This is a genomic window from Actinomyces israelii DSM 43320, assembly GCF_000711965.1.
GTDB lineage: Bacteria > Actinomycetota > Actinomycetes > Actinomycetales > Actinomycetaceae > Actinomyces > Actinomyces israelii.
On the sequence record NZ_JONS01000005.1, the window covers coordinates 71,810 to 86,472 of the forward strand.

At 69.5% G+C, this 14,663-nt stretch carries 12 protein-coding genes; 2 read left to right on the top strand and 10 right to left on the bottom strand.

Translation table 11 applies throughout. The features are described 5' to 3' along the window. Positions 1–364 precede the first annotated feature (364 nt). The 10 genes from purQ to O145_RS03715 all read right to left on the bottom strand — a co-directional run bounded on the left by purQ (position 365) and on the right by O145_RS03715 (position 12,312). Positions 365–1,063: a phosphoribosylformylglycinamidine synthase subunit PurQ gene (gene purQ / locus O145_RS03670; RefSeq protein WP_043559909.1), complete on the bottom strand. Its 699-nt coding sequence runs from the start codon at positions 1,061–1,063 to the stop codon at positions 365–367. Next, positions 1,060–1,317, bottom strand: a complete 258-nt coding sequence (gene purS / locus O145_RS03675) for a phosphoribosylformylglycinamidine synthase subunit PurS (protein ID WP_043559911.1) — start codon at positions 1,315–1,317, stop codon at positions 1,060–1,062. Before purS ends, purQ begins: the two co-directional genes overlap by 4 nt. 189 nt (positions 1,318–1,506) lie before the next feature. Continuing rightward, positions 1,507–2,418 carry a phosphoribosylaminoimidazolesuccinocarboxamide synthase gene (locus tag O145_RS03680; RefSeq protein WP_043559913.1) on the bottom strand — a complete coding sequence of 304 codons (912 nt, stop codon included), beginning with the start codon at positions 2,416–2,418 and terminating at the stop codon, positions 1,507–1,509. A 602-nt stretch (positions 2,419–3,020) separates the two neighbouring features. After that, a complete protein-coding gene (locus O145_RS03685) occupies positions 3,021–3,689 on the bottom strand; it encodes a hypothetical protein (RefSeq protein ID WP_043559915.1) in 669 nt (222 codons plus the stop codon). A gap of 61 nt (positions 3,690–3,750) precedes the next feature. Then, positions 3,751–4,272 (bottom strand): hypothetical protein, encoded by a 522-nt coding sequence (locus tag O145_RS03690; RefSeq protein WP_043559917.1) that lies wholly within the window; start codon positions 4,270–4,272, stop codon positions 3,751–3,753. Between the two features lie 84 nt (positions 4,273–4,356). Then, positions 4,357–5,619: a phosphoribosylamine--glycine ligase gene (gene purD, locus O145_RS03695; RefSeq protein WP_043559918.1), complete on the bottom strand. Its 1,263-nt coding sequence runs from the start codon at positions 5,617–5,619 to the stop codon at positions 4,357–4,359. Between the two features lie 457 nt (positions 5,620–6,076). Next, entirely contained in the window at positions 6,077–6,937 is an 861-nt protein-coding gene (locus O145_RS03700) for a DUF559 domain-containing protein (protein ID WP_052374626.1), read from the bottom strand. A 759-nt stretch (positions 6,938–7,696) separates the two neighbouring features. After that, positions 7,697–7,915, bottom strand: a complete 219-nt coding sequence (locus O145_RS18890) for a hypothetical protein (RefSeq protein ID WP_052374627.1) — start codon at positions 7,913–7,915, stop codon at positions 7,697–7,699. Positions 7,916–8,151: 236 nt separating this feature from the next. Next, on the bottom strand, positions 8,152–10,215 hold the full coding sequence (locus tag O145_RS03710) for a hypothetical protein (RefSeq protein WP_043559920.1): 2,064 nt from the start codon (positions 10,213–10,215) through the stop codon (positions 8,152–8,154). 243 nt (positions 10,216–10,458) lie between these two features. Continuing rightward, a complete protein-coding gene (locus tag O145_RS03715; RefSeq protein ID WP_043559922.1) occupies positions 10,459–12,312 on the bottom strand; it encodes a phosphoenolpyruvate carboxykinase (GTP) in 1,854 nt (617 codons plus the stop codon). Positions 12,313–12,480: 168 nt separating this feature from the next. Here O145_RS03715 and O145_RS03720 point away from each other — a divergent pair, with 168 nt between their 5' ends. Both O145_RS03720 and O145_RS17935 read left to right on the top strand, forming a co-directional pair. Beyond that, entirely contained in the window at positions 12,481–13,293 is an 813-nt protein-coding gene (locus O145_RS03720; protein WP_229118328.1) for an LppM family (lipo)protein, read from the top strand. A gap of 192 nt (positions 13,294–13,485) precedes the next feature. Continuing rightward, positions 13,486–14,523: an LppM family (lipo)protein gene (locus tag O145_RS17935; RefSeq protein WP_156966589.1), complete on the top strand. Its 1,038-nt coding sequence runs from the start codon at positions 13,486–13,488 to the stop codon at positions 14,521–14,523. Positions 14,524–14,663: the final 140 nt, after the last annotated feature.

Below are 14,663 nucleotides of genomic sequence, written 5' to 3' on the forward strand. Positions count from 1 at the left end.
ATCGTTGCCAGCACGCGGCAATCCACCCTCCGGCCGGACAGGCGCCGGAGACGGGACCCGCTCCACGACGCGCCAAAACCGTTACACGATCGTTACCTTCGACGTCTCACGACAGGCTTCCGCGCCTCCGCCGTTCGCCGACGGCAGAGCCGTCCCTGCCGCCGTCATCCACAGCTGTCCACACCCTCGGCGAGTTTTCCACAGGCACGGCCGGTATGTGAGCGCCGCCCGGCCCAGTGGGCGCTGCTCCCCCGGGCGGCGCTGTCCGCCCAGTCGACGCCGCTCACCCGGCACCCGCCGCATCCTGACGGAGCCAGGGGCCCGGCCAGCGGGCCCCCGACCGCCCGGGCGGCGCCCCAGCCCCTCAGGCGCCCACCAGCGAGCTGATGGCGGACTGGAAGAGCCGCAGGCCGTCCACGCCGGTGCGCGGGCCCGCCGCGGTGTCGGGGCCGAAGCCAGGCTCGACGGCGTGCTCGGGGTGGGGCATGAGGCCGACCACGTTGCCGCGCTCATTGCGCACGCCGGCAATATCGCGCGCCGACCCGTTGGGGTTCACACCGACGTACCGGAAGACGACACGCCCCTCGCCCTCGAGCCGGGCGAGCTCGTCGGGAGCGGCGATGAAGCTGCCCTCCCCGTTCTTGAGCGGGACGGTAATCTCCTCGCCGTCGGCGAACAGGCATGTCCACGCCGTCGTCGTGGACTCGATGCGCAGCCGCTGCTCGCGGCAGATGAACTTCTGGTGGTCGTTGCGGATAAGCGCGCCAGGCAGCAGGTGCGCCTCGGTGAGGATCTGGAAGCCGTTGCAGACGCCCAGGACGGGCATGCCCCCGCTCGCGGCGACGACCACCTCGTCCATGACGGGGGCGAAGCGGGCGATGGCGCCGCAGCGTAGGTAGTCGCCGTAGGAGAACCCGCCGGGGACGACAACGGCGGCCACGCCCTTGATGTCGGCGTCCTTGTGCCACAGTGCCACGGGCTCGGCGCCGGCCAGGCGCACGGCGCGGGCGGCATCGACGTCGTCGAGGGTGCCGGGGAAGGTGATGACGCCGATACGAGTCACTGGGCCTCCTCGTCGGCGGCGACGGAGACGACGTCCTCGATGATCGGGTTGGACAGCAGCGTCGAGGCGGCCTCGCGGGCCGCGGCCAGATGCTCCTCGGTGACCGGGCCGTCCACGGTCAGCTCGAAGCGGCGGCCCTGGCGCACGCCGGTGAACTGGTCGAATCCGAGGCGCGGAAGGCTCCCTACGACCGCCTTGCCCTGGGGGTCAAGAATCTCCGGCTTGGGCATGACCTCGACGACGATGCGTCCCATCGGTCCTCCTGGGTACGGGGTGGAGAGTGCAGGTTGGAGAGCGTCGGAAGGAAGAGTACCCGACGCTCCGGCGGGACGGTCGCGCCACCCCGCCCGCCGAGACCGAATGGCCGCGCGCCGGCGCACGGGCTCCGGCCAGGTGGCGGCCCGATCCGTGCGGCCAGCCGAACCGGGGATGTCGCCGGGTCCTCACACCGCCAGCGGCGCGCCGGTGAGGCGCTCGTAGGCCTCCAGGTAGCGCGCCCGAGTGCGCTCGACGACGACGTCGGGCAGGGCGGGCGGCTCCCGGTCACCGCAGCGGTCCCATCCGGAGGCGGGCGAGGCGAGCCAGTCGCGCACGTACTGCTTGTCGAAGGAGGGGGTGACGCTGCCGGGGACCCACTGGTCAGCGGGCCAGAAGCGCGAGGAGTCGGGGGTGAGGACCTCGTCGCCGAGCACGAGCCCGCCGTCCGGGCCGGCGCCGAGCTCGAACTTGGTGTCGGCCAGGATGATGCCGCGCTCGCGGGCGATGTCGGCGGCGCGCGCGTACAGGGCGAGGGTGGTCGCGCGCAGGGCCGTCGCGTTCTCAAGGCCGACCATGTCCGCGACCCGCTCGAAGGTGATGTTCTCGTCGTGGTCGCCGAGCCCGGCCTTCTCGGCGGGGGTGAAGACCGGCTCGGGCAGGCGCGAGGCCTCCGTGAGGCCCTCCGGCAGGGGGACGCCGCACACGGACCGGGCCCTGCGGTACTCGGCCAGGCCCGAGCCGGTGAGGTAGCCGCGCGCCACGCACTCGACGGGGTACATGTCCAGGCGGCGGCACACCATGGCCCGACCGGCGACGACGTCGGGCGCCTCGAGGCTGAGCAGGTGATTGGGGACGACGTCGGCGAGCTGCTCGAACCACCAGGCGCTCAGGGCGGTCAGCACCCTGCCCTTGTCCGGCACAGGCGTGGTCAGGACATGGTCGTAGGCGCTGATGCGGTCGGAGGCGACGACGAGCAGGACGTCCTGCCCGGCCCACGTGGAGCCGGCGGCGGGGGTGTAGACGTCGCGGACCTTGCCGCTGGAGCGGTGAGTCCAGCCGGGCAGGGCGGGAGCGGCGGGCGGAGTAGGGGCGCTCATGGGCCCATCCTGCCACCGGGGCCGCCGGCGGCCCGCCTCAGCGCTGCGGTCCAGTGCGGGCCGGTGGTGCTTACTACGCTCCTTTGTCCCTTACTGTACGGGGAAAAGGAGCGTAGTAAGGAACAAAGGAGCGTAGTAAGCGTCGGGGTCGCTCGTCGTCGAAAAAGCTGGGGCCGTAGTGCGTCGCCTCCAGCCTCTCCACCGACTCGGTTCTCAAGGTGACATTGGCAACGAAGTCCGGATCCCTGTTGTCCTCTTCCACCAGGCACTGGACCGCGCTCACGGTCATGGGCCCGTCCCCGGCGTCCCGTACTGTCTGGACCAGATTGCGCCCGCCCCAGGCTCCGATCCCCAGGCTCATCACCACCAGAAGAAGGCCCTTTGTGCGTGAGACGATGGGAGCGGCCCCATCACCTCGGAGACCGAGCCTCCCACGACTCCCACCAAGCCGATCGCGACCCTTATCAGGTCAACGACAATCGTTCTCATGACCCCGATTACGCCGGTTCCAACGCCCTCGCCTGCGTCTTCTGCTTCTCGTCATGCGGGCGTCCGGCGCACGACACTGCCATCCACTTGTCCACGATACCGCGCGGCCCGGCTCAGGCGGGCACGATCCCGGCGATGATGTCCGTCTGCCTCCACAGGCGGACCTCCACGGGACCGCCCCCGCGGCACGCCCGCCGGACGCCCGGGTCCACCGGCCCGTCGCCCAGGTGCACGTAGTCGGCCCGCCCGTCCGCATCCACCAGCGCAAGGCGGTCATCGGGTACCGACACGCCGTCCGGCTCCCGGCCCCAGTCCCACGGCCCGTAGCAGTGTTCCACGTGAAACGTCTCAGGGCCCTCCAGAAGATCCCCGCCGATCCTGCCCACGGTGAGAGCAGCGATCGGCACGCCGACCACGAGAAGAACAGCACCCAGGCCGGTGGACACGACCTGGGCCGCCCTGACCCGCAGGGCGCAGCCCTCCCGACAGCGCTCCACACGATCGGCCCGCTCCTTGCCGAGACCCGCACCGATGGCATCGAGCTCGCCGGAGCGCGTACGGGACAAACGGCGCTCCAGGGCCTCCACGCCCACGAGGAGGGTCACGGAGAACAGGAGCAGGCCCGCCGGGAGCAGCGCCGGCCGCAGCATGCCGAAGGGCCTGGTGCCCGGCAGGGCCCTGGGGACGAGGAGGCAGATCAGGCAGCCCGCGAAGGTCACGCCCGCCACGACCGCCGGCGGCACGGGCCGGTCGCCGGCCCTGAACAGGCGGGGCGTTCTCACACGCTCATCCTGCCATTCGGTCGCGTTCCGTGCCCCCGCCCGACGGCGCGGCAGGCTCGGCTCAGCCCTCGCGGATCTCCAGGACGGGGCCCTTGGGCGGGTGCCAGCGCATGGTGAAGGGCTCGCGCGCGGCGCACAGCCGCCGGAGCCGGTCGTCCACGTCGCTGCCGATGCTCCCGGAGACGTCGACGTCCAGCCGCTCCCCCGTCCCGGTGACCAGCTGCGCCTTCTGGCCGCTGCGCGGCCCGCGGCTGGACAGGCCCAGGCACTGGGCGACGTCGACCTCCTGCGGCCCGGCGACCAGGGACCGGACGGTGAGGCCCAGGATCATGACGGCGCTGGCGCCGAAGACCACGGCGATGACCGCGACGACGGCCGTCGCCGCCCGCACCCCACGACGTCGGAGCGCGGGGTTCGCGGCCCGACGGCGCCACCCGAGCCGGAGCGCCCCGCTGAACAGGGCGCACCAGAAGACGCACACCAGGACGAAGGCGGCCCGCTGCACCCACCACCAGCCCCCGTTGACCGGGGCGACGACGGCGGTGACGAGGATCGCGAGAACCGCGAGCGGCCCGCCGATCACGCAGGCCCACTGTCGCGGGGTCGGACGCGGCCGGTCGGCGCCGGGCCTTCCCAGCCGCCCCCCGGGGCCCGACCGGGTCACGGCTCAGCGTCCGGCGGCGATGTCGGTGCGGTACTGGCCGCCGTCGAGGTGAATGCGCGACAGGCCCTCGTAGGCGAGCTCCCGGGCGGCGGCGACCGTGTCCCCCACCGCCACCACGGACAGCACCCGCCCGCCGGAGGCGATCAGCCGGCCGTCGTCGTCGAGCCCGGTGCCGGCGTGCAGGACATGGACGCCGGGGAGGGCCTCGGCCTCCTCAATACCGGTCACGAGGCCACCGGCGACCGGGGCGCCGGGGTAGCCGGGGGCGGCCAGGACCACATCGACCGCGGCCTGGTCGGACCAGGTCGGCGCGGGCGCCTCGGCGAGGCGGCCGGTCGCGGCGCTGTGGAGCAGCTCGGGCAGGGAGGAGGTCAGGCGGGCCAGGACCGCCTGGGTCTCGGGGTCGCCGAAGCGCACATTGAACTCGACCACGCGCAGACCGTCGCCGGTCAGCGCCAGCCCGCAGTAGAGCAGGCCGATGAAGGCGGTGCCGCGCCGGGCCATCTCGTCGACGACGGGCTGGGCGATCTCGCGTACCACCCGCTCGGACAGGTCCTCGGGGGCCCAGGTCAGCGGCGAGTACGCGCCCATGCCGCCGGTGTTGGGGCCGGCGTCGCCGTCGGCCAGGCGCTTGAAGTCCTGGGCGGGCGCCAGCGGGCGGACGGTGGCGCCGTCGCACACGCAGAACACGGAGGCCTCCGGGCCGTCGAGGTAGTCCTCGACGAGGACGGTGCCGTGCTCCTCGGGCCTCTTGGCCAGGCAGGCCAGGCCGTGGTCCATGGCGGCGGCGCGGTCGGAGGTGACGACGACGCCCTTGCCGGCGGCCAGGCCGTCCTCCTTGACCACGTGCGGCGCGCCGAAGCGGTCCAGCGCGGCGGTGAGCTCGGCCTCGGTGGTGCACACGGCGGCCTCGGCGGTGGGCACGCCCGCGGCGGCCATGACCTCCTTGGCGAAGGCCTTGGAGCCCTCCAGGCGGGCCGCCCCGACGCCGGGGCCGAACACGGGGATGCCGGCGTCGCGCACGGCGTCGGCGACCCCCGCCACGAGCGGGGCCTCCGGACCCACGACGACGAGGTCGGCGCTCATCTGGGTGGCGAGCTCGACGACCTCCGTCGGGCTGGCGGGGTCGATGGCGAGGTTGGTGGCCACCGCGGCGGTCCCCGGATTGCCCGGGGCGACGACGAGCTCACTGGTGGCCGGGTCTGAGGCGAGGCAACGGGCCAGGGCGTGCTCTCGCGCGCCGGAGCCAAGAAACAGGATCTTCACGCCTCCAGGTTAGCGGCCGGGCCGCCCACGGTCGCGTCCTTCGACCGGTATCACAGCAGCATCACAGAATGTTCGTGTTCAATCGGTCGTTCCCTGCCCTGCCCCCCGCGGCCTCGCCTTCCTCTCGCATCTCCCGCGCATCCGCCTTCCTCGCAGCCGACTTTCGTCGAAATCGGTCGAGTTCCGCGCCGAGATCGGTTCGCTCCGGCCCGAGAGCATCAGAAGCGACTGCCCTTGCCACCACACGCCCTAACACCCGCATCCGCTGGCAAATCACTCCCGTCCTTGTCCGTCAGAATGACATTGGAATCGGACGACGTCGTGCCCCGCTGTACAATCCGCAGAATTCCAACGCTCGCCCCACCGCCGCGCCCGCCCGGTGCGGCCAATGTCATTCTGACGGACATCCAGGACGGCAGAGCGAACCGGCCCCACGCCGTCGTGCCCCATACCGATCTCATGCCGGCCGGGGCCCGCCCGTCTCCGGGCGAGCCGCAACGATCCTGCGGACCTCCGTGACGATCTTGCCCGAACGCACGTCGTTCGAGGTAAAGCGGACGACGGCATAGCCCCGTCGGACGAGCTCGCGGTCCCGTCGCCGATCTTGGTCGAAGGTCCACGGATCAGAATGGAAGGTGAACCCATCCAGCTCGACAACCAGCCAGCCGTCCACCACCAGATCGACCTCTCCGACTCCAGCGATGACGACACCGTCGGCCACATCCAGACCAGCTGCCCGCAGCTGGATGCGAGCCAGTGTCTCCAGCGGGCTGCGGGCCCGACCACTGGCCCGCCCCAGCCGAAGGCGACCCCGAGCCCGTCGCGGCCCTCGCAGATGCGCAAGCACCTGTGCCCTCGTCGTACCGCGGTGCAAGGCGGCGTCTGCGACCACGAGCGAGGTCCGCTCATCGCCGCAGCACAGCAGGTCGGCCACACAGTGCTCCACAGAAACGACCGGGAAAGCGGTCGGCGGAAGAATAGAACGCCCCCGAACCTCATGAACACGCTCGCCACCAACCGAAGGAATCTTACTGCCCTGGGGAGCCAGCACGTGAATCTCCCGCGGAGCGCCGAGCAGCGGCAGGCCGTAGTAGGCAGCGGCGTGCTCACAGGTGATGAGACCGCGGTGGATGCGGGCCACCAGCACACGTCGGTCGGCATTGGGGACGGCGACAACGCCGTGGGGGTGGAGCCGGAGGCGGCCCGATTCAACGAGCCGCTCAAGGTACCTGCGCTCATTTCGAGTCAGGTGCAGATCAGCCCGGCGCACGGCGCCCCGGGCCGCGCCGACACGGGAGAGCAAGACGTCGTCGTCCATGGAACGATTGTCGGCCGCGTGCGGGAAGCGGCGCCAGGGAGGAGCGCGCCTGTGGATAACTCTCCGCAGCCCTTGGCGCTCCCATACGGATGGATTCTGGCGACCTCAGCGGGTCATGTGCTCCCGTCCGTGTCCGTCAGAATGACATTGGAGCCGGAAGGAGCAGCTCCCCGCCACACGATCCGCAGGATTCCAACGCTCGCCCCGCCGCCGCGTCCGCCCGGTGCGGCCAATGTCATCGTGACGGACATCCAGGACGGCGGCGCGGGCAGGGGAAGGCCAGGGGGTCGGCAAAGTTGGTTTAGGTGGGTGGTTGGGTGAGCAGTCTGATGGCTTGTCCGGGGTGTCTTGCCGGGGATCTGGTGGTGGCGATGGGCTGGCGGGGCCGTGGGTCAGGCGAATGAGGCTGGTGGCGGCGCTCCTCAGGGTGGCCATGACTTGTGGGCCGCCTGCGGTGCGCGGCTGGTGGCGGTCCTCGTCGAGGGTGGCGTCTTGGATCCGGCGGAGGCGGTTCTCTGTTCCCCGGTGCCCCTGGACCCAGGTCAGCCACCGCCCGGGGGTGGGCCTGGTCAGCAGGTAGGGAGCAGGTCAGGTAGACCACCTCGACAGTGGTCTTCCTGGCGCTGCCCGAGCCGTTGCCGCCCTTGCTCCTTGGGTCCTTGATCGTCCTGGTGCGCCCGACCTGGAGGACCTGGGCGGCTGCGGGGAAGTCGGTCCAGGCCGCGGTGGCGGCCTGGGTGCGCATGGCGTCGGCGGTGATCACGGCCCCGTCCAGGCCAGGGGCTCGACCGGCTCGGGCAGGGCGGGGATCTCGTTGGACCTGTCCGCCACCTTGCGCTGGGTCAGGACCGTTCCGGTGGCGTGGTCCAGGGCCGCCAGCAGGTGCGGGGCGGCCTGGTCGCCGCTACGGGCGCCGCGCACGGTCCTGCCGTCCACCGCGATGAGCCTGCGTCCCTGGACTGCCAGGGGCAGCCTCAACGCCCTCCACCGTCACCAAGAACCACGCCGCACCCGCGCAAGCACACCGAAACCCCCACACCCCCAGAAACTCCGCCGACCCCCTGCGGGGAAGGCCCGGGCCGGACGCACGACGGCGCCTGGGTGCCCGAGCTGCCCGGGGGCTCCTCGAGCCCGATGGGTCCGACGCCGCCCCCGACGGTTTCCGCCCGGTCGCTCCCCGCAGGCACGGGGAGATCGTAGGGAATCGGCTAGGCTCAGGGAATCTCCCAGGCGATCCTGTCTCCAGCGGAGTTGGTGAACTCGAGGAAAGCGTCATCCGATAGCTCTCCCGTTACAAATGCAACTTTTCTCTTTACGCATTGACCCTCCTTAAGGACATTCACCCACTCCTCGTCATCATCAGCATCGCTGACCAACTGACTCGGCGTGACGCTATGATCACTGCCGTCCCAATGAAGTAAGACTCTATCTACATACATTTCACGCTGAGAGGAAGCAGAGGCATTGGACGCCCTCGTATCCCTTCCTCCACACATTTCCAACACATACGCATGCCTTCTTGGATTCACATCGGAATCGCGGAGGCCATAGGTCTCCGCGCGCGCAACCGTCCCGTTGCTGAGCGTCACCGACTGCCCCAACGGAACAGTGGTATCCACGACATCCGCCATGCGCAGCCAGTAGGAGAATACGTAGCCGCCGACCAGCAGCAGGGGGGCCACGCAGACCACGCGTCGCACGGCGCGCCGCCTGCGCCCCTGCTCAAGCCTCCGCTTCCTCGCCTCCATATAATGCCGGTATCCGGTATCGAAATCGCACGACAGTACGGGTACACCGGCGAGCGCCGCGTCAAGACGGCGCTGCAGGCTCCGACCACGCTTGAAGAACCTGGGATTGACGGTCGCCTGACGCCCCGAACGATCGACCACCCGGTATCCACCACAGGAATCGCGCAGCACGCATTCAAGATGATCCAGATCCACAACCCGTGGCGCATAATAGCTCGCGACGTCCCGCGCCACCCATGTCGCCAAGCGCCCTCCCCTGATCGCCACTCGGTGCGGAAGACAATCCCATTGAAGATGGTTGCTGCTCGGCGCCTCCATACTGCGCCACCCCGGGGCCACCAGTCCCGGTCGACGGGGAGCCTTAAGATCCTCCACCAGACACGGGTAGCCCTCCTCGGGTGTCCTCCGCGGATCATCGATGAGGTGGATCGTGTCCAGGAGCTGCAGGTAGGCGTACCGGACCTCATCCACGCCGACGTCCATCCGATCCTCGACGCCGTGCAAGCGAATCATCGCACGATGCTTCTCGGACATCGACGGTCTGGCCCTCTCGATGGCGCGCCGAACCTGATCATCGCTGACCACTCGGGGCAGCTGGGAGATGCGGTGATGAATCTCAGGCAGCCACTCGCCCTCGATGCGCGTCGGGGAGCTGACGCGGAACAGGATCACGCGGCCCAACAGAAGCTGCACGAACTGCAGCCCCTCGTCGCCCACCAGCCCCCGGGGAAGAGCGGAGAGAGTCCTGTCCAGCAGTCCTGCCAGAAGATAGAGGGCGCTGTCACCCGCAACGGAGTTCGCAGTAACCGCAGTCATGAGCTCATGCGCGCGCTCAGCGCTGAGTACGGTGCCGCACCGCTGATTCGGGTCATCAGCAATGCTTCGGATGATCTCGACCGACGTCTCAGGCCCGCCCGGGGATGTCCCGACCGCCGCAACGCCAGCAGGCGGGCTGCTGAAGGCGCAGCCGACGAGCAGCACATCGTCAGCGATCAGCACGTGCGCGCAGGAGCCCGTTGTCGGATCGAGCCGGGCGAGAAGACTGCGTGCCTTGACCTGCACCTCATCCTGCTTGACACCCGGCTGATGCAGCGTCCAGCTGTTGGCGCCGAAGCGCAGCACCAGGTCCTCAGTCTGATAGTGGTGGGCGACGTCCTCGTCGCCCACCTCATCGGGCAGCTCGGGCCTGGAGAAGAACTCCTCCAGCCGTTTCATAGCACCCGCCACAACGTCAAGATCGCCACCGATCACGATGTCGAGGTTCGATGGAGCAGCGCTCACCTGCACATCGGGGAATCCCACATGACCGGGACCGGTCTCCACCGGCCGCACCAGCTCCGCCCGCATCGCCGCGGCAAGGTACCGGAGCACACCCATGTCCTCAACGGCCTCATCGAGCTCGCCGTAGGCAATACTGATACCAGCCGTGTGGGATCCCCGGGGCTCGATGAGGAGCCAGTCATGGCCCCGGTACGTGCGCCACTCGACACTGGGCGGTCGAGCCTCCCGGGGCTCGTCCTCAGTGTTCATCTCCGATCAGCCTCGATCTTTCTCCCGGCCCGCACCCCGCGTGAAATCGACCCGGACGGCGTCTGCCGCGATCAGGTCGACGTCATCACCATCCGGTCGGTCCGCCTCGCTCATGATCGTCGACATCGCGGAGCCGACCGACGGCGCACAACGGCGCCCGGCCGCCTCCGCGATGGGAGGCGGCCGGGCACCGTCGGCCTCGGACTCAGCCGCCGGGCCGGCCCGGACTAGCAGCCGGCCGACTCAGGCCTTCTTGGCCTTGGCGGCCGCGATGCGCTCACGGAACTTGTCCAGCTGCGCCTTGACGGCGTCGGGCACCTTGTCGCCGAACTGCTTGAAGTACTCCTCGGTGTCCTCCATCTCGGCGGCCCAGGCGTCCGGGTCGATGTCATACATCTTGTCCCAGGTGGCCTCATCGACGTCCACGCCGTCGAGGTTGAAGTCCTCGAACTTCGGGTACAGGCCGGTCACGCCCTCGACGGCCTCGACCTCGCCGCCGGCGCGGCGCACGATCCAGTCCAGGACGCGGGAGTTCTCGCCGTAGCCGGGCCACAGGAACTTGCCGTCCTCGTCCTTGCGGAACCAGTTGACCTGGTAGACCTTGGGGAACTTCTCGCCCAGCTCGTCCTGCATCGCCAGCCAGTGGCCCCAGTAGTCGGCCATGTTGTAGCCGCAGAAGGGCAGCATGGCGAAGGGGTCGTGGCGCAGCGAGCCGACCTTGGCGTCCAGGGCGGCCGCGGTGACCTCGGACGCCACGGAGGCGCCGATGAACACGCCGTGGGCGGGCTCGTACTGCTCGGCGACCAGCGGCACGTTGGTGGCTCGGCGGCCGCCGAACAGGACGGCGTCGACCGGAACGCCCTCGGGGGCCTCCCAGTCGGGGCAGATGATCGGGCACTGCGAGGCGGGCGTGGTGAAGCGCGAGTTCGGGTGCGCGGCCTTCTTACCGGCCTCGGCGTCGGCGGGCGTGTAGTCGTTGCCCTGCCAGTCGATGAGGTGGTCCGGCAGCGGGGCGTCGATGCCCTCCCACCACACGTCGCCGTCGTCGGTCAGGGCGACGTTGGTGAAGATGGAGTTGGCCTTCATGGTCTCCATGGCCATCGGGTTCGTCTTGTAGGACGTGCCCGGGGCGACGCCGAAGAAGCCGGCCTCCGGGTTGATGGCGCGCAGGCGGCCGTCCGGGCCGGGGCGCATCCAGGAGATGTCGTCGCCGACGGTCTCGACCTTGTAGCCGGGGATCGTGGGCTGGAGCATGGCCAGGTTGGTCTTGCCGCAGGCGGACGGGAACGCGGCGGTGACGTGGTACTGCTTGCCGGTGCTCTCCTGGGTCAGGCGCAGGATGAGCATGTGCTCGGCCATCCAGCCGTCGCGGCGGGCCATGGTCGAGGCGATGCGCAGCGCATAGCACTTCTTGCCCAGCAGGGCGTTGCCGCCGTAGCCGGAGCCGTAGGACCAGATCTCGTTGGTCTCCGGGAACTGGGTGATGTACTTCTCGTCGTTGCAGGGCCAGGCGGTGTCCTTCTCGCCCGGCTGGAGCGGCGCGCCCACGGAGTGCGCGCAGGGCACCCAGGTGCGGCCCTCGCCGATGAGGTCCATGGCGGCGGCGCCCATGCGCGTCATAATGCGCATGTTGACCACCACGTAGGGCGAGTCCGTGATCTCGATGCCCAGCTGGGAGATCGGCCCGCCCAGCGGCCCCATGGAGAAGGGGATCACGTACATGGTGCGGCCGACGTAGGTGCCGTCGAACTTCTCGTTGAGGATCTTCTTCATCTCCGCCGGGTCGTACCAGTTGTTGGTCGGACCGGCGTCCTCCTCCTTCTCGGAGCAGATGAAGGTGCGGGACTCGACGCGGGCGACATCGCTCGGCAGCGACCGGGCGAGGAAGGAGTTGGGCCGCTTCTCCGGGTTGAGGCGGGTGAACATGCCCGACTCGACCATCTCGGAGGTCAGGCGGTCCCACTCGGCGTCGGAGCCGTCGCAGAAGTGCACCTTCTCCGGCTTGCCGAGCTCGGCGAGGCGGGCGACGAACGCGATGACATCCTCGGGCGCGTTGGCCGGCGCGGCCGCGCGCACATCCTTCTCAGACACAGTCATGTGGGTCCCTTCCTGGGTGTCTTGAAACACTGGCTGACACTCCCAATCCTCTCCCAACCGCCGACTTCGGTCACGCCCCCTTAGGTCCCAGCAGCGCCCCAATCGTCACACACGCCACACGCGTCCCGTGTTTCCGGACACATCTGCGCCCCGTGTAGCGTCGAAGGCGTGAAGAACCGACGTCGTACTGCCCCGATCCTCATGGCGGCCGTGGCCGCGGCGCTCAGCCTGTCCGCCTGCACGGCCCACATGGACATGACCATCAGCCCCTCCGACACCTACGACGCCACCCTCGTCCTGCGCGACACGACCGGCAGCGTGCTGACCGCCGACACCGACTGCCAGGACTACGCCGACCCCTCCGTCGTGGGCACCTCCGACGGCGCCGACGTCACTGCGACCCCGATCGGCTCGGCCGACGACAGCGAGGGCGTGGGCTGCGAGGTGAAGGCGACCGGCGTCAGGATTCCCGACGCCGATGAGGCCGCCGGCTCCGGAACGGTCCCGCTCGTCATGCGCGACGGCGACCGCTATATCGTCACCGTCTCCCCGATCGCCACCGGCCTCGACGGCGCTCCCGCCACGTCCGACGCCGGCGCCGCCTCCACTGCTGAGCCGCTCGCCGCCGCCGTCGACGCCCGCCTGTCGGTCACCTTCCCGGGCGCCGTCGTCGACGCCGGCGGCGGCAGCGTGTCGGGACGCACGGTCACCTGGGAGGGCTCCGACAGCCTCACCAGCGGCGTGAGCGCCTCTGGCTATGCGACACCGGACGAGGGGCTGGGCGTGCTGGAGCGCTTCGGGGCGTGGATCGCTGCCGGCACCGCGGCCGCGGGGCTCGCCGCGGTCGCGGTGGTCGCGGTGGTCGCGGTGGTCGCGGTGCGCCGACGCCGGTCGGCGGCCGGGTGGGCAGAGCGCGGCTCGGCCGAGGATCGGCGTCCCGGGTCGAAGAAGCGGGGTCCTCGCAAGGGCTCCCAGCGCTGACTCGCTAGGCCGGGTCGCCAAGCCGGGCCCTCCCCTTCGCCGAGATCGGTTCACTTCCGCGCCGAGATCGGTCCGGTTCCGGCTCGAGATCGGTCCTGAGGCGGCCGTGGTCGGCCGCCCTGGATCGGCATCCGCTTCCGTCCTGGCCCGAACGGGCTTCCAAAAGCTCGACGCATCCGTAGACTACTGAGCATGCGCGCCATGGCTTCCGCAGCCCTTCGTCGGCTCGGCCTCACCCTCATTATTCCAGCCCTACTCGCCCTGAGCGCATGCGGCATCAATTACGATGTCACCATCCACTCCAATGACACGGTCGACCTGACAGCGGTTTTCTGGGGCCTCGACAAAGAAATAATGGAGTCCGCCTGCTCAGCAAAAGGGACGGCCAACAGCGCCCCACCCTCCAGCAAGCTGAAGCCCACCTACACCCTCACCGAGTACAAAGGACATCCGGCCTGCCAGGTAGACGCAGAGGCGGTTCCCCTATCAGAATTCTCCAGCCCTCATGAGAACCCGTCCATCACGCACAGCGACGGAAAGTTCGAGATAACGGTGCCGTCCACCGATTTCAATAACAGGTACGAGGGCCTGGACTCCCGGTACACAGTAACTTTTCCCGGCAGGGTCATCGAGGCGTCGGGAAACGCAAAGACAAGTGGAAGCACGGTGACCTGGGACAACTACCTGAACGCGAACGAAGACTTGCACGCGGTCGGGAGAGACTCCCCCGATCCGCCCTGGGCATGGATTGGCGTCGGAGCCATCGCGGTCATGATTGTCGGAGGCGGAGCTGCGCTCACCGTCATCATGGTCACCCGCAGGAAACACTCAGCGAATGGCGCCCCGCCCGGCCCCTACAACCAACCCGGCACACCCTATCAACTCTACCAACCGGGAATTCCTCAGCCCGCTTACGAGCAGTCCGGGCATGCTCAGCCCGGCTACGGCCAACCAAGCTATAGGCAGTCCGGGTACAGCCAACCCGATCACGCTCAGCCTGGTTCCGAGTACGCCCAGCAGGGACCCACACAGCCAGGGTGCGGCCAGGCGGACTACGGACGCCCGGGCTACGTCCAGCCGGGGCACAGCCAGCCGGGCTACGGCCAGCCCTGGTACAGCCAGCCCGATTACAGCCGGCCCAGCCAGGAATCCCCTGGCCCCACCCAGTCCTGGCCGCCGAGCGACGACCACTCCGACCAGCAGTCGTACAATCCCTATCAACGGTACTGATGCCCATATCATCTGCGCACCCCCGAAACCGGGCCGCTTCTCCCCTCTCAATGGTGATTCTCAATGACGATGCACCGCAAGCCGGTAGCACCGCGCGCCTCCAGCAGCCGCTTCCATGGACCCGGGACTCACGCACATAT